Below are 22,026 nucleotides of genomic sequence, written 5' to 3' on the forward strand. Positions count from 1 at the left end.
CGGCTCAGCGCAGGGGCTTGCGGGACTTCACCTGCGCCCGGTCGGCCGCGTCCGAACCCTCCAGCCAGCCCGCCTCGTCGCTGACGCCGCGCAGGCGGGACGTGGTGGTCTGCGGGAACATGCGGTCCACGCGGTCGGTGACGGCGACCTCGCGGGTGGCGAGGACCGGGAGCAGGTCGTCGCCGACCTGGGTCTCGGCGGCGGCGCGCAGCCGGTCGCCGACGCGGTGGGCGTAGGCGGCGAGGAAGGACTGCCGGAAGGTCTTGGTCCGCTTGCGGCCACCGGCCCGCTGGGCGGCCTCCGCCTTCGTCATCGCGGTCGTGGCCTGCACCAGGAGCGAGGTGTAGAGCAGCTCCACGGCGTCGAGGTCGGGGCCGAAGCCGACCACCGTGGAGAAGGCGAACGCCTCGTTCCAGACCGCCCGGCAGTGGTTCGCCGTCGCCACCGCGTCCAGCAGCACCGCCTTGGCCTGCTCGTACGGCGGCTCGACCCCGATCCGGCAGGCGCCGGGGGTGTCATGCGTCGGCGCCTGCGCGTCCAGCAGCGCCTCGTCGACACTGTGCCGGGCCATCAGCTCCTGCGCCTTGGCGGTGAGCGCCTCCGCCTCGTCCGGGTAGCCGGTCGCCTCCGCCTTGGCGAGCAGCGCTCGGATACGGGTGAGCATGCGGGGCTCGGCGGAGGAGTGCCGGGTGACGGGCTCGTCCAGGGGTTCCAGGGTCGGCAGCCGCAGCAGCAGGCGGTACAGCTCCAGGACCGCGGTGGCGTGCGAGAAGCGGTCGGTGCGGGGTGCCGGGTCGGCGGGCAGTTCGGCGAGCTGGGCCGCCCAGCGGGGGCCGCGCGCCCGGTCGTCGGGCGCCTGCGCGCGGATCAGCGCCGACAGCAGGCGCAGATGTACGTCGTCCAGCTCGCGCCGCACCAGTCGTACGACGTCGGCGGGCTGCCAGCCACGGCGCCAGGCGGCCGCGACGAACTCCCGCCCCCGGCGTTCGAGTTCGGGGTCGGCCGTCGCGTCGGCGGCTAGGAGGGAGGCGGCCGTGTCGAGGGCGGAGTCGGCGTCCGTGTAGAGGGCGGCCTCGAAGGCGCGGTCGACGGTGCCGGGGGCGCTGCTGCTGGTCACGGGGCGATCGTCTCACTCCCCGAAAATCGGGTGCCGCGGCCCATGGGGACTTCGAGCATGGCGGCATGGTGGACATGTCTCTCTACGCGGCCTTCCTCGTGGCCGCTTTCGCGCTCTGTGTGACTCCGGGTCCCGACATGATGTTCATCGTGGCGATGGGCGGCCGGGGCGGGCCGTCGGCGGGGGTGATGGCGGCGTTCGGGGTGGCCTGCGCGATGTTCGTGCACACGGTCGCGGCGGCGCTCGGGCTTTCGGCGCTGTTCCTGGCGCTGCCGACGCTGTACCACGTGCTGCGCTGGGCGGGCGCGGCCTATCTGCTGTATCTCGCGGTGAAGGCGTTCCGGGACCGTTCGGTGCCGGGCGAGGGGACGGCGGCCGGGCCGGGGATGCGGCGGGCGTTCTGGCAGGGCGCGGTGACCAATCTGCTGAACCCCAAGGTGATCCTCTTCAACGTGGCGTTCCTGCCCCAGTTCGTGGCGCCGGAGAAGGGGCACGTGTGGGAGCAGTTCCTGGTCCTCGGGCTCTCGATCACGGTGATGGGGTTCGCGGTGGACGGTTCGATCGGGCTGCTCTCCGGGAAGCTGTCGGCGCTGCTGCGGCGGAACCGGCGGGTGGCGCGGGGGCTCAACATCTTCAGCGGGACGGTGTTCACGGGGCTGGCGGTGCGGTTGGCCGTCTCGGCACCGAAGTAGTGTCAACTTCGGGTTGACACCCGTGGAGCGTCAACCTACGGTTGACACATGACGACGAACCCCAACATCACGTCATCCGTACGCCTCGACGACCTCATCGCGGCCATCAAGAAGGTCCACGACGAGCCCCTCGAACAGCTCGAGGACGCGGTGATCGCCGCAGATCACCTCGGTGACGTGGCCGACCATCTGATCGGCCACTTCGTGGACCAGGCCCGCCGCTCGGGCGCCTCCTGGACGGACATCGGCAGGAGCATGGGGGTGACCCGGCAGGCGGCGCAGAAGCGGTTCGTGCCCAAGGAGGGCGGGGACGCCGGCGCGAACCAGGACTTCAGCCGGTTCACGCCGCGCGCCCGCAACGTGGTGATGGCCGCCCACAACGAGGCCGTCGCCGCCCGCAACGCCGAGGGCCGGCCCGAGCACCTGGTCCTCGGCCTGCTGGCGGAACCGGAGGGGCTGGCCGCGAAGGCGATCGTCGCGCAGGACGTCCTCCTCGACACGGTCCGCCAGGCCGCCGGCGCCGCACTCCCGCCGGCCGCGGAGAACGCCCCGGAGCTGGTGCCGTACGGCGCCGACGCCAAGAAGGTCCTCGAGCTCACCTTCCGTGAGGCCCTGCGCCTGGGCCACAACTACGTCGGCACCGAGCACCTGCTGCTGGCGCTGCTGGAGTTCGAGAACGGCGAAGGGGTGCTGTCGAGCCTCGGGATCAGCAAGCCGGCCGCGGAGGAGTACCTCACCGAGGTGCTCGCCAAGATCCAGGTGAAGCCGGCGGAGCAGGGCTGACCGTCGTTGGATCCGGGAGAAACCGGCGGAGCAGGGCTGACCGTCGTTTGGACCCGGCAGAAGCCGGCGGAGCAGGGCTGACCCTCGTTGTCAGACCCTCCTGCGAGACTCGCAACCATGACCGATCGCTGGGCGCTCGCTCCGGCCGAGGGCGGTGGCGCGGAGGTCGCCCCCCTCGGTGCCGACGGGCTGCCCGTCGGGCCCGTGGTGCGGGAGGCGGACCTCGCGGCGGCCGTGCGGGGGCGGCCGGAGGTCACGCGGTGGGTGTGGCGGTCCACCGCCGAGGTGTATCCGCGGCTGCTCGCCACGGGGGTGCGAGTCGAGCGGTGCTACGACATCGAGGACGCGGAGACCCTGCTGCTCGGCCATGCCGGGCGGTACGGCGAACCCCGGTCGGCCGCCGCCGCGCTCGCCCGGCTGCGCGGCGGCCCCGTACCGCCCGATCCGCCGCTGCGCTCCGCCGAACCAGGCTCCCAGTCCTCCCTCTTCGAGCCCCAGGCCGTCCACCTCCCGCTGGCCGACCTCCTGGAGGTCTACGCCGACCAGCTGCGCCGCCAGGACGCCACCGCCCACCCGGACCGGATGCGGCTGCTGATCACCGCCGAGTCGGCCGGGATGCTGGTGGCCGCCGAGATGAACCGCGCCGGGCTGCCGTGGAGCGCCGACGTCCACCGGGCCGTGCTGCACGAGCTGCTGGGCGACCGGTATGCCGGTGGCGGTGAGCCCCGCAGACTCGCTGAACTCGCCGACGAGGTCTCCGCCGCCTTCGGGCGCCGGGTCCGGCCCGACCTGCCCGCCGACGTCGTCAAGGCCTTCGCGCAGGCCGGGATCAAGGTCACCTCGACCCGCCGCTGGGAGCTGGAGACCGTCGACCATCCGGCCGTGAAGCCCCTCATCGAGTACAAGAAGCTGTACCGGATCTGGGTCGCCCACGGCTGGTCCTGGCTCCAGGACTGGGTGCGGGAAGGCCGTTTCCGCCCGGAGTTCCTCTGCCACGGAACCGTCACCGGCCGCTGGGTCACCAACGGCGGCGGCGCCCTCCAGATCCCCAAGGTGATACGCCGTGCGGTCGTCGCCGACCCCGGCTGGCGGCTCGTCGTCGCCGACGCCGACCAGATGGAGCCGCGCGTGCTCGCCGCCATCTCCCGCGACCCCGGCCTGATGGAGGTGGCCGGCCGGGAGAGCGACCTCTACCAGTCCGTCTCCGACCGCGCCTTCTCCGGCGACCGCGACCAGGCCAAGATCGCGGTGCTGGGTGCCGTGTACGGCCAGACCTCCGGGGACGGCCTCAAGAACCTCGCCGCGCTCAGACGCCGCTTCCCCAAGGCGGTGGCGTACGTCGACGAGGCGGCCCGCGCGGGCGAGGAGGGGCGGCTCGTGCGGACCTGGCTCGGCCGCACCTGTCCACCCGCGGCCGGCTCGGGCGAGGACAGCGCCGAGGAGGCCGGCATTCCCCAGGAGGACGACGGATGGGTGCCGGGCTACGCGTCCACCAACGCCCGCGCCCGCGGCCGGTTCGCCCGTAACTTCGTCGTCCAGGGCAGCGCCGCCGACTGGACCCTGCTGCTGCTCGCGGCACTGCGGCGGACCTGCGCGGACATGGCGGCCGAGCTGGTCTTCTTCCAGCACGACGAGGTGATCGTGCACTGCCCCGAGGAGGAGGCCGAGCAGGTCGTCACCGCGATCCGGGAGGCCGCGGCGCTGGCCGCCCGGCTGACGTTCGGGGAGACGCCGGTGCGGTTCCCGTTCACGACGTCGGTGGTGAAGTGCTATGCCGACGCCAAGTAGCCCGGCCTTGTCAGCTGTCGAGCAGCTCCCTGAGCTCGGCCAGGACCTCCTTCTTGTCCGTCCCGTCCAGCGCGGCCAGCGCGATGCGCCACTGCTCCTGCGCCTCCGCCGCCCGCCCCGTCTCCCGCAGCAGCAGCCCGTACTGGTGGCGGGCCAGACCGCCGGTGTACCCGTCGGCGCGGGCGTCCGCGCGGCGCAGCAGCTCGTCGCACTCGCTCTCGCACGGCCCGGTCCGGCCGAGCAGCCGCAGCGCGCGCACCAGTCCGAGCCGGGACTGGGACTCCCCGTGCCAGTCGCTGTGCCCGCCGAGCATGCTCAGGCTCTCCTCGAAGTGCGGTACGGCGGCGGCCGGTTCGCCGAGGGTGAGATACGCGTAGCCGATGTTGCAGAGAGCGGAGTGCGCCACGATGACGTTGCCGATCTCGCTGCCGATCGCGAGCGAACGCCGGTGGTACTCGATGGCGGCCCGCGGGTCGGTGTGCTCGTAGAGGTTACCGAGATGGCCGTACGCCACCGCGTCCCCCCACGGGTCGTCCAACTGCGGTGACAGCTCCAGGCACTGGAGCAGCGCCTGCTCGCACTCGGCGTACCGGCCGAGGCTCTCCAGCAGCAGGCCCTGGTTGCCGAGGCAGCGCCGGACCCGGGAGACCATGCCGAGCCGCCGCCACAGCGTGGTGGCCTGTTCCATGAAGGCGAGGGACTCGCCGTGCCGGCCGGCGAGGAAGTGCATCCCGGCGAGGTCGCTCAGCGCGTACGCCTCGGCCACCTCGTCGCCCAGGCGGCGCGCCAGCTGGAGCGCGACCTGCCCGAGCACCTCCATCTCGGAGACCCGGCCGCCGCGTTGGAGGCAGGGGAAGATGAGCCGCAGCAGCGTGGAGACGTGGGCGGCGGTGCGCTCGTCGGCGGCGTCCGCGTGGCGCTCGGCGAGCGCGACGATGTTCTCCAGCTCCGCGGTGCTCCAGGCGAAGGCCTCCTCCGAGCCGGCGAACGGCGGCACGGACCCTACGTGCGCCGCGTGCTCGGGCGGTTGCGTCGGGGTCGGGCGACGCCGGTCCTCCTGGTCGAAGCCGGGGACGACGGTCTCGGTGAGGACGCGTTCGGCGACGGCCGTGTACCAGCGGACGCCGGTGCGGGCGACGTCGGCGGCCTGTCCGCTCTCCGCGAGTTCGCGGGCGAAGTCGCGGACCAGGTCGTGCGGGGCGTAGCGGCCGTACGCCGTCTCCTCCAGCAGCGCCACGTCGACGAGCCGGTCCAGCGCCTCCTCCGCGCGGTCGGTGTCGGTGCCGAGGAGCCGGGCGACGAGCGGCGCGCCGTACGTGGGCAGGTCCAGGGCGCCCAGGCGGCGCAGCGCGAGGGCGGCGTCGCGGTCGGAGCGGCGGCCCGAGGCAGCGAGCGCGTCGTGGGCGACGGCCAGGGAGCGGCGTACGGACAGGTCGTCGTACTCCAGCCGCTGCAACCTGCTCTCCGTGGCGGCGAGTTGGTCGGCGAGCACGTCCGGGGTGAGGGCGCGGCGGGCGGCCAGGCGGGCGCCGACGATGCGCAGGGCGAGGGGGAGGCGGCCGGTGAGTTCGACGAGGGGGTGGGTGGCGTCGATGCGGTCGTCGTCCTCGGCATCGGGGGCGGGGCCGGGGCCGCGGCCGGAAGCCGCCCGCAGCAGTGCCGCGCTCTCCTCCGCCGACAGCGGTTCGAGCGGGAAGCGGCGGGCGCCGTCGAGCGCGGCCAGCGGGGAGCGGCTGGTGACGATCACCGCGCAGCCGGGGCCGGCCGGCAGCAACCGCCGTACCTGCGCGGCGTTCTCGGCGTCGTCCAGCACCATCAGGGTGCGGGTCGGAGCGAGCATCGAGCGCAGCAACGCAGCTGCCGCATCCGGGTGTTCGGGGATGGAGCGCGGGTCGGCACCGAGGTCCCGCAGCAGCGCGGTGAGCGCCTGCGCCGAGGTGAGGGGGGTCATGCCGGGGGTGGCGCCGTGCAGGTTGACGTACAACTGCCCGTCCGGGAAGCGGTCCCGCAGGGCGTGCGCCGTGTGCAGGGCGAGTGCGCTCTTGCCGACACCGGCGGTGCCGCTGATGACGGCTACGGGGGTGTGGTGGTCGGCGGAGGGGGCGGTGTGGGGGGATTCGTGGGGGGTGAGGGTCTGGCGCAGGTCGTCGAGGTGGGTGGCGCGGCCGGTGAAGTGGGGCGGGGGTGGGGGGAGTTGGGCGGGGCGGGGTGGGGGTGTCGGGGGTGGGGTGGAGGACGGGGCCGAGGGCGGGGCGGCTGCTGGGTCTGCTTCTACGGCTGCTGCGGCGGGGGTTGTGGTTGCGGCGGGCGAGGTGTCGACGGTTGGGGTGGTGGGCGCGGCGGGCGTCGCGGAAGGGGCGCCGGATGCGGCCGACGGGCTGGTGGATACGGCGGGCAGGGCACCGGCCCCGTTCGCCACGTCCGCGGCACCTGGTCCCGTGCCCATGGCTCCGACCCCCGCCGTCGTCGCCTCAGCCGCACCCGCCCCGGCCGTCGCCGCCGGCGCGACAGCCCCAGGCACGCCAGGCACCCCAGGCACCCCAGGCACCCCAGGCACCCCAGGCACGCCAGGCACGCCAGACACCCTCGACGCCCCAGACAATCCCGCCGCCCCCAACTCCCCCCGCAACACCTCCACATGCGCCTCTCGCACCCCCGCCCCCGGCTCCACGCCGAGTTCCTCGATGAGGCGAGTGCGCAGGTCGCGGTGGACGGCGAGGGCCTCGGCCTGGCGGCCCGTGCGGTGGAGGGCCAGCATCAGCTGGCGGTGGAAGGCCTCGCGCAGCGGATGTTCGGCGGCGAGCGCGGTCAACTCCGGTACGACGGCGTCGAGTCGGGCGCCACCGACGGCGAGCTCGGCGTCGTACCGCCACTCCAGGAGCAACAGCCGAGCCTCCCCCAGCCGTTGCACGAAGGCGTACCCGCCCAGCTCGGGCGGGAGCCCGGCGAGCGGCGTGCCGCGCCACAGCGTGAGCGCCGCGGTGCTCGCGCGCACCGTGCGCTCCCAGTCCCGCCCGGCGTGCGCGGCGCGGGCCTCGGCGGTCAGGGACTCGAAGACATGGACGTCGAGTTCGCCCTGCTCGACCCGGAGCAGATAGCCGGGCGGCACGGCCCGCAGCCGCTCGGGGTCGTCGAGCAGCCGGCGCAGCCGGGTGACGTGGTTGTGCAGGGAGGCCTGCGCGGAGGCGGGCGGCGACCCGCCCCACAGGGCGTCCTTGAGCGCGTCGACGGAGACGGTACGGCCGGCCTCCAGCAGCAGCGCGGCCAGCAGCACCCGCACCTTGGGGCTGCCCACGACCCGGGCGACCGGGCCGTCGGCGTCACCGCCGGCCTCGACATCGGCGGCGCCCGAGGTGTCGTACAGGACCGGCGGACCGAGGAGTCCGAAGCGCAGCTCGCACCGCTTCACACCGACCCACTGCCTTCCGACGCGCTGTACCTGGCGAAATCTCGCCGTTGGCCACATGTTAGCGATCCGTTGGTGATGCCTGATGTGATCATTCCATCGGATCTGGCCCGAGGGTGCGCGCGTCAAACGCGTTACTCGGGGGAGTGTCGCCGTCGTGGCCGGATCCGGGGATGTGACAGGACCCCGGTCGTCGGAGGTGAACGACCGGGGTCCTCGTCCATGCCCCGAAGCCGGCCGTCCCAGGCCGGACGACCCAGGCCGGACGACCCAGGTCAGACGATCGGCGGGCGCCCCAGCCGGGTCAGGCGCCACACCGTCCGCCAGCGCATCGGCCGCCGCTCCCCCGCCGGCTCCCGCAGCCCCTCCGCGAACCCGCCGAACCAGACGCGCAGCCCGGCCCCGGACCGGTTCCGTACGACGGTCAGCAGCATCCACACCCCGAGGTGGACGGGGATCAGCGGCAGCGGCAGGCGACGCCGGGCCAGCCACACCCGGTTGCGGGCGTTGACCCGGTAGTAGACGGCGTGCCGGGCGGGCGAGGTCTTCGGGTGCTGGAGCAGCAGCTCGGGGGCGTACAGGATGCGCCAGCCGGCATCGGCGGCCCGCCATGCCAGGTCGGACTCCTCGTGCGCGAAGAAGAACCGCGCGGGCCAGTCCCCGATCTCGTCGAGCATGGCCATCCGGAAGCCGTGTCCGCCGCCGAGGAAGCCGGTGACGTACCCGCCACGCAGCGGATCGGCGGAGCCGAGGCGGGGCACGTGCCGCTGCTGGGTCTCGCCGTGCTCGTCGGCGATCCGGAAGCCGACGATGCCGAGCCGGTCGTCGGCCGCGAACAGCTCGCCGACGCGCCGCAGCACGTCGGCGTCGACGAGCAGCCCGTCGTCGTCCAGTTCGACGACGACGTCGACGTCCCCGAACTCCCGCAGCCGGGCGAGCCCCACGTTGCGTCCGCCGGGGCAGCCGAGGTTCTCCTCCAGCTCCACGACGGTGACCTCGCCGGGCAGTGACAGCCGCGCGGCGAACTCCGGCAGCCGGCAGCCGTTGCCGACGATCACGATCCGGGTGGGCGGGACGTCCTGCTTGGCCACGGACTCCAGCAGGGCGTCGACCTCGGCGGGCCGGTTCCCCATGGTCACGACGGCCACGGCGACACGCGGCGCCCGCGCTGCCTCCTCCATGCCCTCACCTCATCCCGGCTCTCAAGTACCGCCGCGATGCTAGTGGTTCACGGTAAGGACTTCTTGAAGACTCCTCATGTACGCGGCCGAGTCCGCCGATCTGCCGAGCGAGCGGACTACCGAAGCAGCCCCGTCAGCGAGTGTGACCCACACCACAAGCCAAGGGTGGATAGCGGGACCGGGCCCGACGTCCTTATTAAGGGTGTGAGGGAGGGGCGACGCTGATGAGGCAGGGGCGGTCCGACGCGTTCGACCGGTTCGTGGCGAACCGGTGGCCGGCCTTGCTGCACCTGGCGCGGCTGCTCACCGGCGGCGACCGGCACCGGGCCGAGGATCTGTTGCAGGAGGCGCTGGTCAAGCTCTGGTTCGCCTGGCCGCGGGTGGCGGACCAGGCGCCGGAGGCGTACGTGCGCAAGATCCTGGCCCGCGCCGCGGCCCGCTCGGCACGGCGCCGCTGGTGGGGCGAGCGGCCCACGGACCCGCTCGACCGGCTGCCCGACCCGCCCGAGCCGGCGGACGAGACCGCCGCCGTGGACGAACGGACCCGTCTGGAGGCCATGTTGGCGCAGCTCCCGGCACGTCAGCGGGCCGCGGTGGTGCTGCGCTACTACCAGGACCTGCCCGAACAGCAGGTGGCGGAGGTGCTGGGCTGCCCGGTGGGGACGGCCCGCTCGCTCACGGCACGGGGCGTCGGACGGTTGCGGCGGCTGATGGCGGAGACGGCCGAGCCCGTGTCGTCGTCGGCCGAGTGAAGGGCGGGGGTGGAGAGGGAGCCATGGACCACTTGGACCACTTGGACCACTTCGAACAGGAGCTGGCGCGCATGATGCGCGACAGCGGCACCCCGTACGAGGGATACGAGGGATATGAGGACCGGCACCGCCGACGCCTGTACGCCGGTGTCCGCGCCCGGCAGCGCACACGACGCGCGTGGATGGCCACCGGTTCGGCGCTGACGATCGCCGCACTCGGTGCCGTACTGCTGACCCTGCCGAACTCCTTCGCCCAGAACGGCCCCGACCCTCGGGACCCACGCCCGGCCACCTCCGCCGAGCCGCTCCCGACCCGCTCGACGGCCGACGACGCCCCGATACCGGCCTTCACATCGAGCACGGCCGTGACATCGAGTACGGCCGTGACATCGACCACGGTCCCGGCGAAGTCACCGCGCGGCGGAACCCGTACGACGTGATCGACGAGAACACGCAAGCCACCGCTCCCTACCTGCCCCCTTGGGAACAACGCCTACGCCGCTTCGGATACACACCCCGCCCTCACACACCCCTCCGGGACCGCCTGACCGCCCCCTTCCCCCGGCCCTTCGCCCGCTGGTCGGGCTGGGCCGGCCCCCTGCTGGTGGCGGCCCTGGCCGGGGTCCTGCGCTTCTGGCACCTGGGCACCCCGCACACGGTCGTCTTCGACGAGACGTACTACGCCAAGGACGCCTGGTCGCTCCTGCGCCTCGGTTACGAGGGCACGTGGCCGGACCGCAAGATCGCCGATCCGCAGATCCTGGCCGACCCGCAGGTGATCCCGCTCTCCGACCCCGGGGTGTTCGTCGCGCATCCGCCCGGGGGCAAGTGGGTGATCGCGCTGGGCGAGTGGATGTTCGGTCTGAACCCGTTCGGCTGGCGCTTCCTGACGGCGGTCCTCGGCACGCTGTCGGTGCTGATGCTGTGCCGCATCGGCCGCCGGCTGTTCCGCTCGACGCTGCTGGGCTGTCTGGCCGGGACGCTGATCGCGCTGGACGGCCTGCACTACGTCATGAGCCGCACCGCATTGCTCGACCTGGTCGTCATGTTCTTCGCGCTGGCGGCGTTCGGCTGCCTGCTGATCGACAGGGACAAGGCGCGGGCAAGACTGGCGTCGTCACTACGTCAGGCCGACGGCCACATACGCCCGGACGCCCACACCGCAACCCGCGCGAGAACCGGACTGCGCCCGTGGCGCCTCGCGGCCGGCGTCTGCCTGGGCCTGGCGTCCTCGGCCAAGTGGAACGGCCTGTACTTCCTGGCGTTCTTCGCGGCCCTGACCCTGCTGTGGGACGTGGGCGCCCGCCGCATGGCCGGAGCCCACCACCCTTACCGCGCGGTCCTCCGCAAGGACCTCGGCTGGTCGCTGCTCTCCCTGATCCCGGTGGCCACGGCGACCTACCTGGCCACATGGACGGGTTGGTTCCGCTCCTCCGACGGCTACGACCGCCACTGGGCGGACGGGCGCGGCGGCCCCTGGTCCTGGATACCGGCCCCGCTGCGCAGCCTGTGGCACTACGAGCACGGCGTCTACCAGTTCAACGTGAACCTGGACTCGTTCCACAAATACGAGTCGAACCCCTGGAGTTGGCTGGTCCTGGGCCGGCCGGTCCTCTTCCACTACGAGTCCCCGAAGCCAGGCACAACGGGCTGCCACACGGCACCGAACTGCTCCCAGACGATCCTGGCCCTGGGCACCCCGGCCCTGTGGTGGACGGCCTGCGCCGCCCTCGCCTACGTCCTCTACCGATGGGCCCTGCGCCGAGACTGGCGAGCCGGCACGATCCTCTGCGGAGCGGCCGCCGGCTACCTCCCCTGGTTCCTCTACCAGGACCGCACGATCTTCTCCTTCTACGCGGTGGTCCTGGTCCCCTACCTCTGCCTGGCGGTGACGATGCTGCTGGCAGCCCTCCTGGGCCCACGGAACGCCCCGGAAACCCGCCGCCTCCAAGGCGCGGTCGCGGCCGGCGTGATCGTCCTGCTCATCGCCTGGAACTTCATCTACTTCTTCCCGCTCTACACGGCCCAGACGATCCCGTACGCGGACTGGCAGGCGCGGATGTGGCTGGAGAGTTGGATCTGAGCGGAAGCCGGAGACTACCGGGAACGCCCCAGCTCCCGATCCAGCACACTCGGCCAGTCCCCATCGGCCAACCCACCGGACACCAGCAGATCCCGCCAGTCCTGCCGCGCGAGCCGGACAGCCGAGCGAAACCGGTCCACGTCCCCGTCCGCGATCAACACAGCCGCAGCCAGCAGCCGCTCGGTGTCCTGCCGCGAGCCTTCGAGCTCCCCCGCCAGCACCCGCAGCGCCCCTTCGATCCCCTTCGCGGCACCAGGCTCCGGAAAGTCCCGCTCGATCCTCGTGTGCAGCCGAGCAGTGATCGGCTCCTCGGCCATGCCGTCCCCCTGTCTCCGCCGAACCAAAAAACCCAGCTCAGAACTGATCTGAGCTGGGTTTGAATGGAGCCGCCTTCGGGATTCGAACCCGAGACCTACGCATTACGAGGTCTATAGGCGTACAGCGCTGATCAGCGGCTAACGACTCACAGGCCGGGTGACCTGCGGAAACGTGTCCCAGAGACACCCGTAAAACCCCGGCCCTTCCCGTTGCCACATGTACGGCATGTGTACGGCAACGGGGCGGCCCCGGGCGGTGTTACGAGCACCGACCACGGGGCCTACGGCCGGACCCTTCACCAGCAAGGAGTCCAGACCATGAGCAACACCGTACAGACCTCTGCCCCCGTCGCGTTCCTCGACGGCATCCCGCGGCCGAAGGTGGCCCTCGATGGGCCGGCCGTTGCCCCGGGCAGCCGACTGGTGCCCGCGAAGGTGGCCCGCGCGAACGAGGGCGGCATCATCGTCTACATCGAGTGCCCGACCTGGTGCACCGAGGACCACGTCGACGAGTACGTGGCGAACGTCGAGGACGTCATGCACCGCGGAGACCCGGCCCGCGCTGAGGTCGCCTCGTTCCTGAACGACACCACACTGATCTACGCACTCAACGCGCGCCTCGAGGCCGACCCCATCGCGAAGGACACGCGGCTGCGCGGGGCGCACGTCACCGTGTGGGAGGACGGGGGGCCCGAAACGGCGGAGCTGACGGCGGATATGGCTGAGGAGCTCGCCGATGACCTGGTCGGCCTCGCGGCCCGTCTGCGGCACCTGGCCCGCACGGTGCGTTTGGCCAACCACGAGGTGCCTGCGGAGCGTGTGGCATGAGCGAGCCCCGCACCGTGACCCTGACGACCATCGACCACGGCACCGTCACGCTGCCTGAGCCCGACTGGTGCGCCGGCCACCCCGACACCCGCGCCTCGTACAAGGTCGACATCTCTCACGACGGTCCCGAGCACACCATCGCCCCCGGCGGCCGCGAGATGTTCAAAGCGCTCCTCACCCAGGCCCCGTACTCCTCGCAGGACCGCGCCATCGGCCTCTACATCGAGGTCGCCAACCTCACCGGCACCTGCACCCCGGACGAGGTCGAGGAGCTCGCCGACGACCTCATTGCCGCCGCGGTCCGGCTGCGTGAACTCGGGCTGGAACTCGCCGAGATCCTCCGCAGGGGTGAGCTGTGAGCGCGCGTCCCGTGCGCCGGCCGACCGAGGACGCCGCGATTGCCGCGGTGTCCCGGTCCCCCCGGCGGCTGCCTCCGGTTGAGGCCATCTTCGCCGACCTCGTTGCCGCGCAGCGCGCGGGCGATCGGCAGGGCGTGCGCCTGTGCGCTGCGCTCGTCGTGCGGAAGGCAGGCGCGTGATGGCTGCGATGTCCCGTGCAACGCGTCGCAGTGTGGTGATGCACCTGTTGCGCACCGGCATGACCGTGCCGCAGGTTGCCGCTGAGCTGGAGGTTTCCCCGGACACCGTCCGCAGGGACGCCGCAGCTGCACGCCAGGACGCACCGCAGGACGCCGAGGACGCGCAACAGCTGATGCGTCCTGATGCGCTCCCTGTTGCGCCGCAGGTCGGGCAATACGAGCGGGAGACGGACAGCGTCCGCGTCCTGCTCGCCGAGGCGCTGAGTGCCGAGCAGCTGCACGAGCTCGAGGCGTCCGACTCGGACGCGCCGGTCGACGCGGTTGCGGCCCGCCTCGAGGCTCTCGCCGACTGGCAGCAGGCGTTGCAGCGCCTCGCGGCCCTGGCCGATGTCGGCGGGTTCCTGGCCGCGGAGCGAGCCGCCTACGAGCGAGCGCGCGCCGAGACCAACGCGGCGTTCGTCGGCTGGTGGTTCGACGGGCGCACCCGGATCTCGCAGGACGGCCAGGACACCGCGGCGCAGATGCGTCCCGAGGCGTCCGGTCTGCTGCTGCCCGAGACACCGCAGATGCGCCGCGACCTCGAGGCGCTGTGCGCCGCGTACAGCGCGCGCCCCGAGGACGCGGCCCGGTTCGCCATCCACCAGGCCGCGCGGCACGTCCGCGCGTGGCAAGCCGCGCAGCGGCACAACGAGGGGAGGCGGACCGCATGACGGACCTGCGACTCGTCTACGGCTGCCCGAAGTGGTGCACGGAGGACCACACGCAGCAGGCCGGGGAGGACCGCGAGCACCACGCCGGCGCAGTCCACGAACTCCGGATGCCGGACGGCCGCCTGCTCGCCGAAGCCTCGCTCGCCTGGGAGACGGGCACCCCGGTCCCCCAGCTCGTCGTGAGCGGATCCCTGGGCTCGTTCCTCGACGACGTGACGCTCCTGGGCCTCGAGGACGCTCTCACCTTCGAGGCCGGAGCACAGCGGTTCGCGGCCCACGTCAGCAGCATGACCGGCATCGTGCGAAGCGCCGCAGCGCAGCTGCCGAAGTCGAAGCGATCCAACCCGGGGCAGCGGGCGCGTGCGGCATGGCGGGAGACGCGTCTGTACCTCGCCGAGCGCGACGGCCGACGCTGCTTCTACTGCCGCACCGAGTTCGACAAGCTCAGGGGCGTCACCATCGATCACTACGTGCCCAAGAGCCTGTGGGCGTGCAACCTGCCCGCCAACCTGGTGCTCTCCTGCCGACGCTGCAACCTCCGCAAGAGCGACAAGCTCACGTGGTCGATGGCGGCCGTCCTGCTCTCCTGGGCTGCCAGGGAGGGAGGCACCGAAAGGGAGCCGGAGACGGCCGATCGGCTCCTTCCCGCGGCCTGACGGCGCTGCCTCCCTGGCCTCCCTCCGACCTGAATCCGCAGGCCAGCACAGGGAGGCACGGGAGGGAGGCAGACAGGGAGAACTCCCTCCCTGCGCGGCGCCTCCCTAGCAGCCTCCCTAGCAGCCTCCCTGACAGCCGAAGCCCCCGAGACAGCCAGTCTCGGGGGCTTCGGCATGCGTGCTGCTAGGTGCTAGGTCGCTGGTCACAGCCGGTATGGGCCGCTAGGGCAGCTGCTAGGCCTAGCAGGGCGGGCCGCTAGGCCTAGCAGCTACTCGGGCGCCCGGCTGTACGCCTCCAGCGTCGCCTTGCTCGTCGAGGCGTCCATGAGCCGCAGCTCCCACGGGCCGGTGTTCACGTCGAACTCCTTGCCGAAGCCGACCCACTTACCGGCCATGCGCCGCCCTGTGGGCTCCACGAGCATCTGGAGCGCGCCGAAGTACCGGGCGCCCCGGTAGTAGCCCTCGGCGGCCGTCTGCTCGGTCCACGTACCGGTCACGGTCGCACCGTCCAGCTGGAGATCGAGGGTCAGCGGACTGTCCGGGTTGAGCGAGCCGTTCGGCAGGCTGCGGCCCGTGATGCGGTTGCCGTGCTGGAGCAGCACGACGTAGTGCTTGCCGGTGAAGCTGGAGTCGCGTCCCGAGCTGAAGTACTCGTACCTCGACAGCCAGACGCCCGAGTAGTTGCCGCGGGGTGCCGTCTGCGGCACGGCCGCGGCGCTGGCCGAGGGGATGCCCACAGGCGAGTCCTGGAGATCGTGGCCCCCCTGGCCGTCGTCGGCTACCCGGGCGAGCGCGGAGGCGGCGAAGCCGAGGGCGTCGATCGGCATGCCGGTGACGCGCTCCAGGGCGCGGGCGTACAGGGGCCGCGGGGCGCCCGTGGTGCCGTCCTCCCAGCGCTGCACGAGCCGCTTGGAGGCGTCGTTGGGTTCGCCCACAGCGGTGCCGGACTCGCGCAGAGCTCGGGCGAACTCGTCCTGACTCATGAGCAGCCCCATACGGACTGCCCGAAGGGTGCTGTTCGGGGTCGTCATGCGATCAACGGTAGAGCTTCACGCTGCGGAATGACACCGAAATGACGCCTGCCGTGTCGTCGCTATGACGCCGCATCCGTCGTCGCGCGGTGTGGCGTGACGAGGCGAACGTGACCAGTGACGAAAGCCCCGCAGGCCGCGCGAACGGCCCCGGGGCATTGGCCGACTGGTTGGAGTCGACATGGCCGAGAGTACTCAGGACACCGCCGCCGTGCGCAACCCTTCCGGGCACGGCTGGTGCGCGTGGCACGAGAACTACGCCAGAGACGTTCGGCTGATCAGTGTGGTCGAGCAGAGCTCCGGCTCGGGCTGGAACCTGTTCGCGTGCCGCCCCTGCCGTCAGGCGTATGAGCTCGTGCCGTTCGCCGACCGGCCATGAGCCAGCGGCTGCACGACCTCCCCGAGCCGCCACCCGCCAACGAGCTGGGCTACGCCGCGTACAGCGGCTGGGCCTGCTGCTGGTGCGGCAAGAGCCTCCTCGGCATGAGGGGCACCGTGTCCGCGGGCATCTCCCGCGGCCGCCAGGGCGCTCACGTCCTCGACATGGAGGTCTACTGCTGCCCGGACTGCGCTGCCGCCCGGCGGCGATAGGCGCCCGCCCGCCCTCGGCACCCCATGCCTCACGAGGGTGGGCGGGTCTCGGGCGCCTCGGTCACGCAGAGTGATGCTCACTATTTCGCTGGTGCTCGCTTCGCCGGATTAGGCGAGTGATTTGGGCCGCGTAAAAAAACGGGAGACAAGGGCGTTTGGGGTCGCTCACCTGCGACTTCAAAAACTGGTCCGGCTCGCGGTCCCCGCCCGGTCACGCACCGACGGCCCGCCACTGTTCGTGACGGGCCGTGGTGTAGGGCGCAGGCGGGTCTTCGGGTGAGTGGGCACCTCGCCGCCTTGCCGCGTGCCCGGTCGCGGGTTGACGCCCTGGTCTAGCCGAAGCCGTAGCCCAGGCCTCCGCCGCCGCGCTTGTACTTGAGGAGGATCCTCTCCAGCTCCTGCGCGGTGGACACGGCATCGATCGGTCCGTTGATGATGACCGTGATGGGAGCGGCGTCGCTGCTGCTTGTGCGAGCGACCGCGGCCCGGCCGGCAACCGGAGCAGTCGCCGCACGTCCCGCCATCCGTCCGGCCACGGCATCCATGGCGCTGTCGATGAACGGCATCCCCGCCAGCACACCGACCGCCACACCGCGGGCGGTGTTGATGCCGTCGGGGATCATCTTCTTCGCGGGCGAGGAGATCCCGAGGGCCTTCTTCAGGGCCTTCTGCATGGAGAGGGCGATCTTCTCCATGAGCTTCTCGATCTCCTTCTCCTGGGACTCCAGTCCCGCGAGGAAGCCCTTCGAGGCGTTCTTGCCGGAGTCGTAGAGCGCGTCGGCACCCTTCTTGCCGAGCGTGGTCGTGGTCGAATCCAGCTGCTTCTGCAGCGAGTTGATGGACGCGAAGGTGGCCTTGTCCGCCCCGACGAGCGCCGAGGCGTAGGCGTAACCGGCCTCCGGGCCCATGTTGAGGATCTGCCTCAGCAGGCTCTTGTTCAGGCCGCGCTTGGCGAGGATGTCGATGTAGCGGGTGAACTGCTTGATCTGCGCCAACTTGCCTGCGAGGCCTGCCTTGATGCCGCCCGCCGTGACCTCGCCCGGCTCCATGCCGAGGTTGGCCAGGCCCGCACTCTCGCGGGCACTCTTGGTGGTGTCCTTCGCGAACTCCTTCGCCTCCGCGATCTTCGCGGCGATCTTGTCGCGTTTCGCTGCGAGGTCGAGCAGCTTCTTCGTCTGCTTGTTGACCATCGCGACAAGCTGGTTGTCCTTCTTGCCGGTGAAGGCCTTCCAGATGTCCGCCGCGAGATCCTTGGCCGTGGCCTTGATCTGATCCCGGGTCCCGGTCAGACCCTTGATCATTCCCTTGCCGACATCCTTCATCAGCGCTTCCGTCTTCTTCGACGGAGAGCGGATCTCCAACTCGTCACGGATCCCCGTGAGGACGGAACCCGCCATCGCCCGAGCCGCGACATACACGCCAGCCGTCGAGCCGAGCCCAGCGGCCAGACCCTGCGCCGCGGCCTGCCCGGCGCTGGACGATCCGTTGAGCATGCCCGCGGTGGTCTTCGCGTCGAAGACCTTCGCCGCCTTACCGAAGAGCACCAGCTCGGGGCCCTCTTCGCCGACCATCGCGATCTCGCCCGCGACCGGGTTACCGCCTCCGGCGTACCCGTTGTACTTCGCGCTGTTGCGGCCGGCCGTGCCCTCCACACCCAACGTGTGCTGAACGGTGTAGATGTTGACGGTCTTGTCGCGGAGCTTGGAGATCGCCCGCTGGATCGCCTGCACGACCGACGTCGACTTGTCGGCCGCCTGGAGGGCGACCAGCTTCTTCTGCTTCAGCGAGTCGACCTTCGCCTGAGCGGCCGCAACCTTCTTGTCGAGGTCCGTCTTGTCCGCGCCGACCGCCGTCTTACGCTTCTGCTTCAGCGCATCGACGCGCTCCTGCGCCTTCGTAATCTTGTCGTCGAGGTCGGTGACGTCACCCTTCAGCAGGGTCGTCTTGTCCGGGATTTGCAGGATCTGATCGGCGAGCTGCGCGGCCTCCTTCTTCGTGAGGCCCATCGCCTGCGCTGACTTGATGAACTCCTCACGGCCACGGCTGTAGATCCCGTTGACGTACTCCCACGACTTGCCCTGCTCGCGGGCGGCGGCAGTGGCGGCATCGGTCTTGCCTGCGAGGTCCCGCAGCGCCGACTCGGCCGCCCGCGCCTTCGCTGAGTTCAGGTCCAGTTCGCCGTGCGACATGGACAGCGCCCCGGCGTTCTCCCGCGCGGCCTTGCTGGTGTCGTCGATGGACTGCTCGAACGCGTTCATAGCGCCCAACCCGGTGCGCTGGATGTCGTTGAGCGCCTGGATGCTCTGGCGCAGCCCGTCCGCGGACTGCTTCTGTGCGTCGAGCTTCGCCTGCACCTTCTGCGCCTCGGCACCGAACAGGCCCTGACTCTGAGCCGTCAGCTTCTGCTCGAACGCGAGGTCAGCGAGCGCCTGGTCGTACTTGTCGAGCTCGCCCCTGAACTTCTCCGCGTCCTCGGGCTTGAGGCCCTTCAACATGTCGGCGAGGGCCGCCTTGGCCAGCTGGGCGTTGCCGTTCCTGACGAGGTTGGTCAGGGCCTCGTCGATGGATCCAGCGCTCTTGGTGAACTCCTCAGTGGCATCCCCAGCATCGAGGAAGCCGCCGGTGATGTCCGCACCCCAGTTGTTGATGCTCTCCACGACGCTGGGGTTGGTGACCTTGCTGATCTGGTCGTGCAGCTTCCCAAAGTCGGCGCCGAACTCCTGCGCCGCGTAGCCGGTCACCTTGCCGGTGCGCCCCAGGTTCCCCAGCGAGGTGGTCAGCCTGTCCACGTCGGGTGGCGCCGATTCGCCCATGCTCGACAGCTCGGAGATGGCCATGACGAGCAGGCCGATCCCGGTGCCCGCTATCGCGATCTTCGCCGTGCGGGACAGAGTGCCGATCGCCGCCGTGACACCGGCCAGGGTGCCCGGGGCGCCGGCGGCTGCCGCGCGCATGGTGACGAGCTGGGTAGCGAACACGGCCAGCGCGGCGCGGCCAGCGGCCAGCCCGAGGGCAGCCGCCTTGGTCACCTTCAGCGCCAGGGCCAGCTGAAGGAAGGCGGCGATCGCTCCGGGCGGCACTGCTGCTACGAGGCTGGCGACGGCATCGACCGTGTCGAGCAGGCTGACGCCGACGCCGCTGCCCGCGTCGAGGATGTGGACGAGCGCTGTGGCCACGCTGCGCAGAACGCTCGACACGGTCGGGCCCTGCGCCCTGGCCCACTCCATGAACTCACTCGCAGGGCCGCCCACCTTGCCGTCGCTGACGCGAAGCAGGTGCACGAACCCGTCGTTGACGCTGCGCAGCGTCGTCTTAGCGAAGGTCGTGAACTTTGAGTTGAGGCTGTCGAGGCCCGGGGATTCGATCTCCCCGCCGAGGATCGTCATGAACCGGTCGGCCTCGGTGCTGGCCGCCTTCACCAGGCCCGTGGTCTTCGGCACCAGGGCGTTGGTGATCTGAACGCCCTTGATGAACGGCGCCATCGTGTCGCCGGCCAGCGAGTCGGACCACGCCTGGTATTCGTCCTTCAGGATGCCGACGGCCACCGCAGCTTCGCGGGTCTTCGGCGGCAGGGCCGCCATCACACGGGCGTACTCCGCCTGTGCGGTGACCGCTGCCTGAGACGTGCGCCCCGACGTCGCTACCGCGTCCTCGTAGGCCTTCTGCGCATCCGAGGCCTCCCCGAGCGCGGCCACCTGAGGGACGAGCGCCGCGCCCATCGCGAGCGCCGCCGCTGCCACGGCACCCGCCCCCGCCGCGATCGGCGCCAGCGACGCCGCGGCAGGGATCGCCGCAGGCGCCAGCAGCTTCGTGACCTTGACCAGCTCGGAGACGGACGCCGAGCCGTTCTTGGACATGTCATTCAGGCGGCGCTGCAGTCGCTGTGCGCTGTCCCCTGCCTCGTCGAGCGCCGGAGAGAGGTCGTCCTGTCCGGTCAGAATGAAGGTCAACGACGGCATGAGCCATCCCCCTCAGCGAGGCGGCCCGCGCGCTGAGGGGCGGGCCGCGGACGGCTCAGAACGTCGGGGCGACCAGGCCGGTGCCTGCGATGACGCTGATGGACTTCGGGTAGCGAGCCGAGTGGAGCGCGAGGTAGTTGTACACGCGCAGCAGGACCGACAGCTGGTCGGCCTTGGTCTCGCGGAACGCCTCCGCGCGCATGATGCCCTCGTAAAGGATCACGTCGGAGGAGCGCAAGGTGATGATGCGGTCCTCGTTGGTGCCGGCCCCCAGGTTGGTGGGGATGTTCGGGTCGACGTACACGGGCAGGCCCTGCCACGTGCCGACGAACCCTTCGGAGACGACGTCGCCCATGGCGGCGAGGACGTTCTGCGGCATGTTCGCCACCGGCACCACCAGTGGGCGGCCGGCGGTGTCGAGGGCGGCCGTGAACCAGGCCCAGCGCCGCGGGTGCATGAACACCTTGTCGGGCGGCAGGAAGCGGCCCGTGTGGATCTGCTGGATGGCGTCCGCGCCCTTGGCGTACAGCTCTCCCACCGTCGGCGAGGCGTCGGTGTACGTGATCGCGTTGATGCCGGTCACGTTGAGCAGGCCGCGCTTGCCCGCCGCGTTGTTGTTGATGACGAACGTGTCGACCTTGACCGCGAGATCGGCGGCGAGGTCGGCGAGCAGGACGTCGTCCATGTTCACCGGCGACTGGTCGATGAGCTGCTGGCTGATGACCTGCTGCCCGGCGACCGTGGCGACGTTCGCGGCGATGCTGTCGGTGGTGGCGTCGGTGTTCTGCACCGCGGTGTTCTGCGTCGTCTGCTCTGCGGTGGCCGTGCCGGTCGCGACGCGCGGCAGGTTCACGACGTCCGTGCCCGGAGGCAGGGGCAGCTTGCGGACCTGGTCGGCGACGACGCGCGCGGAACGGGCCAGGGCGACCGCCTCGTTGACGAGCCACAGCGGCGGCACGAACTCGCCGCCAGCGCCGTCCGTGGTGGACAGCGCGCGAGTCTCCAGGGCGACCTCTCGGGTGTTGCGGCGCAGCCGGTCGGCGGCGTCGACGTCCTGACGCAGCGCGAACGCGGTCATGTCCTTCACCCACGAGGCGCCGTGCACGTCGCCCTTGCGGTAGGTGGTCTCGTTGCTGGTGACCTGAAGGCCGGTCGGCTGCGGGCCGAGCGGCGTGTACCGGGCGCGGAGGTCGGCGGCACGCTGCCCGCGCTGCTCGGCCTCCTCTGCCTGCGCGATCTCAGCGTCCAGGCCTCGGATCTCCTGGGCCTTCGCGTTGAACTGCTGCTCTTCAGCGGCCGTCAGGCTGCGCTGCTCGGTCTGCGGCCCGGCGAGGATGGCGTCGAGCTCGGCCTTCAGCTGCGAACGGGCAGCGCGGAGGTGGGGCAGGGAAACGGTCATTGGGGTACGCCTCTCGGGACAAGGCGACGCAGCCCGCGGAAACGGCGGGGCGTCGAATCTCAATCCCGGTAGGTGGTGGCCCAGGTGGTGGCCTCGACTTCAGGCTCCGGCGTGGGCTCCGGCGTACCGGTGGCGGCCGTGTGCCGCCTCTTCTGTTGTGCTCTGCGACCCATCACAGATCACTCACGAAGGAGT

19 protein-coding genes are annotated in these 22,026 nt (G+C 71.3%); 12 read left to right on the forward strand and 7 right to left on the reverse strand.

Going from position 1 to position 22,026, the window contains the following annotated elements:
• Positions 1 to 4: 4 nt before the first annotated feature.
• Positions 5 to 1,117: a DUF2786 domain-containing protein gene (locus IQ210_RS08715; RefSeq protein ID WP_194078314.1), complete on the reverse strand. Its 1,113-nt coding sequence runs from the start codon at positions 1,115 to 1,117 to the stop codon at positions 5 to 7.
• 65 nt (positions 1,118 to 1,182) lie between these two features.
• Between IQ210_RS08715 and IQ210_RS08720 the strand changes: the two genes are divergently transcribed.
• The 3 genes from IQ210_RS08720 (at position 1,183) to IQ210_RS08730 (ending at position 4,380) form a co-directional block, all read left to right on the forward strand.
• Positions 1,183 to 1,809, forward strand: coding sequence for a LysE family translocator (locus tag IQ210_RS08720; RefSeq protein WP_194078315.1), 627 nt, complete (start codon positions 1,183 to 1,185; stop codon positions 1,807 to 1,809).
• 48 nt (positions 1,810 to 1,857) lie between these two features.
• Positions 1,858 to 2,592 (forward strand): Clp protease N-terminal domain-containing protein, encoded by a 735-nt coding sequence (locus IQ210_RS08725; RefSeq protein ID WP_194078316.1) that lies wholly within the window; start codon positions 1,858 to 1,860, stop codon positions 2,590 to 2,592.
• Positions 2,593 to 2,709: 117 nt separating this feature from the next.
• The gene (locus tag IQ210_RS08730) at positions 2,710 to 4,380 is read left to right on the forward strand and encodes a bifunctional 3'-5' exonuclease/DNA polymerase (protein WP_194078317.1); all 1,671 of its coding nucleotides are present in this window, start codon (positions 2,710 to 2,712) and stop codon (positions 4,378 to 4,380) included.
• A 10-nt stretch (positions 4,381 to 4,390) separates the two neighbouring features.
• Here IQ210_RS08730 and IQ210_RS08735 read toward each other — a convergent pair whose 3' ends face one another.
• On the reverse strand, positions 4,391 to 7,789 hold the full coding sequence (locus IQ210_RS08735) for an AfsR/SARP family transcriptional regulator (RefSeq protein ID WP_322656328.1): 3,399 nt from the start codon (positions 7,787 to 7,789) through the stop codon (positions 4,391 to 4,393).
• Between the two features lie 272 nt (positions 7,790 to 8,061).
• The gene (locus tag IQ210_RS08740) at positions 8,062 to 8,967 is read right to left on the reverse strand and encodes a glycosyltransferase family 2 protein (RefSeq protein WP_194078319.1); all 906 of its coding nucleotides are present in this window, start codon (positions 8,965 to 8,967) and stop codon (positions 8,062 to 8,064) included.
• 224 nt (positions 8,968 to 9,191) lie between these two features.
• Between IQ210_RS08740 and IQ210_RS08745 the strand changes: the two genes are divergently transcribed.
• From IQ210_RS08745 to IQ210_RS08755, 3 genes are read left to right on the forward strand one after another with little or no spacing between them, the layout of a single operon-like run.
• Entirely contained in the window at positions 9,192 to 9,719 is a 528-nt protein-coding gene (locus tag IQ210_RS08745; RefSeq protein WP_194078320.1) for a SigE family RNA polymerase sigma factor, read from the forward strand.
• A 23-nt stretch (positions 9,720 to 9,742) separates the two neighbouring features.
• Entirely contained in the window at positions 9,743 to 10,159 is a 417-nt protein-coding gene (locus tag IQ210_RS08750) for a cellulase (protein ID WP_194078321.1), read from the forward strand.
• Positions 10,156 to 11,802: a dolichyl-phosphate-mannose--protein mannosyltransferase gene (locus IQ210_RS08755; protein WP_194078322.1), complete on the forward strand. Its 1,647-nt coding sequence runs from the start codon at positions 10,156 to 10,158 to the stop codon at positions 11,800 to 11,802. The genes IQ210_RS08750 and IQ210_RS08755 overlap by 4 nt, the downstream gene beginning before the upstream one ends.
• A gap of 14 nt (positions 11,803 to 11,816) precedes the next feature.
• Here the strand turns inward: IQ210_RS08755 and IQ210_RS08760 are convergent, their stop codons facing one another.
• A complete protein-coding gene (locus IQ210_RS08760) occupies positions 11,817 to 12,119 on the reverse strand; it encodes a hypothetical protein (protein WP_228047405.1) in 303 nt (100 codons plus the stop codon).
• Positions 12,120 to 12,437: 318 nt separating this feature from the next.
• Here IQ210_RS08760 and IQ210_RS08765 point away from each other — a divergent pair, with 318 nt between their 5' ends.
• The 4 genes from IQ210_RS08765 (at position 12,438) to IQ210_RS08780 (ending at position 14,851) form a co-directional block, all read left to right on the forward strand.
• The gene (locus IQ210_RS08765; RefSeq protein ID WP_194078323.1) at positions 12,438 to 12,947 is read left to right on the forward strand and encodes a DUF6907 domain-containing protein; all 510 of its coding nucleotides are present in this window, start codon (positions 12,438 to 12,440) and stop codon (positions 12,945 to 12,947) included.
• On the forward strand, positions 12,944 to 13,306 hold the full coding sequence (locus tag IQ210_RS08770; RefSeq protein ID WP_194078324.1) for a DUF6907 domain-containing protein: 363 nt from the start codon (positions 12,944 to 12,946) through the stop codon (positions 13,304 to 13,306). The genes IQ210_RS08765 and IQ210_RS08770 overlap by 4 nt, the downstream gene beginning before the upstream one ends.
• A 187-nt stretch (positions 13,307 to 13,493) precedes the next feature.
• The gene (locus IQ210_RS08775) at positions 13,494 to 14,195 is read left to right on the forward strand and encodes a hypothetical protein (protein WP_194078325.1); all 702 of its coding nucleotides are present in this window, start codon (positions 13,494 to 13,496) and stop codon (positions 14,193 to 14,195) included.
• On the forward strand, positions 14,192 to 14,851 hold the full coding sequence (locus IQ210_RS08780) for an HNH endonuclease (RefSeq protein ID WP_194078326.1): 660 nt from the start codon (positions 14,192 to 14,194) through the stop codon (positions 14,849 to 14,851). The genes IQ210_RS08775 and IQ210_RS08780 overlap by 4 nt, the downstream gene beginning before the upstream one ends.
• A 269-nt stretch (positions 14,852 to 15,120) precedes the next feature.
• On the opposite strand, the gene IQ210_RS08785 is transcribed toward IQ210_RS08780, so the two are convergent.
• Positions 15,121 to 15,882 (reverse strand): helix-turn-helix domain-containing protein, encoded by a 762-nt coding sequence (locus tag IQ210_RS08785; RefSeq protein ID WP_194078327.1) that lies wholly within the window; start codon positions 15,880 to 15,882, stop codon positions 15,121 to 15,123.
• 181 nt (positions 15,883 to 16,063) lie between these two features.
• Here IQ210_RS08785 and IQ210_RS08790 point away from each other — a divergent pair, with 181 nt between their 5' ends.
• Complete coding sequence (locus IQ210_RS08790; protein WP_194078328.1) at positions 16,064 to 16,261, forward strand: hypothetical protein; 198 nt, start codon at positions 16,064 to 16,066, stop codon at positions 16,259 to 16,261.
• On the forward strand, positions 16,258 to 16,473 hold the full coding sequence (locus tag IQ210_RS08795; RefSeq protein WP_194078329.1) for a hypothetical protein: 216 nt from the start codon (positions 16,258 to 16,260) through the stop codon (positions 16,471 to 16,473). Before IQ210_RS08790 ends, IQ210_RS08795 begins: the two co-directional genes overlap by 4 nt.
• 332 nt (positions 16,474 to 16,805) lie before the next feature.
• Here IQ210_RS08795 and IQ210_RS08800 read toward each other — a convergent pair whose 3' ends face one another.
• The gene (locus IQ210_RS08800; protein WP_228047407.1) at positions 16,806 to 20,432 is read right to left on the reverse strand and encodes a coiled-coil domain-containing protein; all 3,627 of its coding nucleotides are present in this window, start codon (positions 20,430 to 20,432) and stop codon (positions 16,806 to 16,808) included.
• 55 nt (positions 20,433 to 20,487) lie between these two features.
• Entirely contained in the window at positions 20,488 to 21,831 is a 1,344-nt protein-coding gene (locus IQ210_RS08805; RefSeq protein ID WP_194078330.1) for a phage major capsid protein, read from the reverse strand.
• Between the last annotated feature and the right edge of the window lie 195 nt (positions 21,832 to 22,026).

Source organism: Streptomyces justiciae, assembly GCF_015163075.1.
Lineage (GTDB): Bacteria > Actinomycetota > Actinomycetes > Streptomycetales > Streptomycetaceae > Streptomyces > Streptomyces justiciae.

What these genes read in the sequence shown, in the direction of transcription:
- IQ210_RS08720 (WP_194078315.1), top strand. Translation starts at nt 1,183, where the DNA reads ATGGTGGACATGTCTCTCTACGCGGCCTTCCTCGTGGCCGCTTTCGCG.
- IQ210_RS08775 (WP_194078325.1), top strand. Translation starts at nt 13,494, where the DNA reads ATGTCCCGTGCAACGCGTCGCAGTGTGGTGATGCACCTGTTGCGCACC.
- IQ210_RS08740 (WP_194078319.1), bottom strand. Translation starts at nt 8,967, where the DNA reads ATGGAGGAGGCAGCGCGGGCGCCGCGTGTCGCCGTGGCCGTCGTGACC.
- IQ210_RS08790 (WP_194078328.1), top strand. Translation starts at nt 16,064, where the DNA reads ATGGCCGAGAGTACTCAGGACACCGCCGCCGTGCGCAACCCTTCCGGG.
- IQ210_RS08745 (WP_194078320.1), top strand. Translation starts at nt 9,192, where the DNA reads ATGAGGCAGGGGCGGTCCGACGCGTTCGACCGGTTCGTGGCGAACCGG.
- IQ210_RS08770 (WP_194078324.1), top strand. Translation starts at nt 12,944, where the DNA reads ATGAGCGAGCCCCGCACCGTGACCCTGACGACCATCGACCACGGCACC.
- IQ210_RS08725 (WP_194078316.1), top strand. Translation starts at nt 1,858, where the DNA reads ATGACGACGAACCCCAACATCACGTCATCCGTACGCCTCGACGACCTC.
- IQ210_RS08780 (WP_194078326.1), top strand. Translation starts at nt 14,192, where the DNA reads ATGACGGACCTGCGACTCGTCTACGGCTGCCCGAAGTGGTGCACGGAG.
- IQ210_RS08730 (WP_194078317.1), top strand. Translation starts at nt 2,710, where the DNA reads ATGACCGATCGCTGGGCGCTCGCTCCGGCCGAGGGCGGTGGCGCGGAG.
- IQ210_RS08750 (WP_194078321.1), top strand. Translation starts at nt 9,743, where the DNA reads ATGGACCACTTGGACCACTTGGACCACTTCGAACAGGAGCTGGCGCGC.
- IQ210_RS08800 (WP_228047407.1), bottom strand. Translation starts at nt 20,432, where the DNA reads ATGCCGTCGTTGACCTTCATTCTGACCGGACAGGACGACCTCTCTCCG.
- IQ210_RS08795 (WP_194078329.1), top strand. Translation starts at nt 16,258, where the DNA reads ATGAGCCAGCGGCTGCACGACCTCCCCGAGCCGCCACCCGCCAACGAG.
- IQ210_RS08760 (WP_228047405.1), bottom strand. Translation starts at nt 12,119, where the DNA reads ATGGCCGAGGAGCCGATCACTGCTCGGCTGCACACGAGGATCGAGCGG.
- IQ210_RS08765 (WP_194078323.1), top strand. Translation starts at nt 12,438, where the DNA reads ATGAGCAACACCGTACAGACCTCTGCCCCCGTCGCGTTCCTCGACGGC.
- IQ210_RS08785 (WP_194078327.1), bottom strand. Translation starts at nt 15,882, where the DNA reads ATGACGACCCCGAACAGCACCCTTCGGGCAGTCCGTATGGGGCTGCTC.
- IQ210_RS08805 (WP_194078330.1), bottom strand. Translation starts at nt 21,831, where the DNA reads ATGACCGTTTCCCTGCCCCACCTCCGCGCTGCCCGTTCGCAGCTGAAG.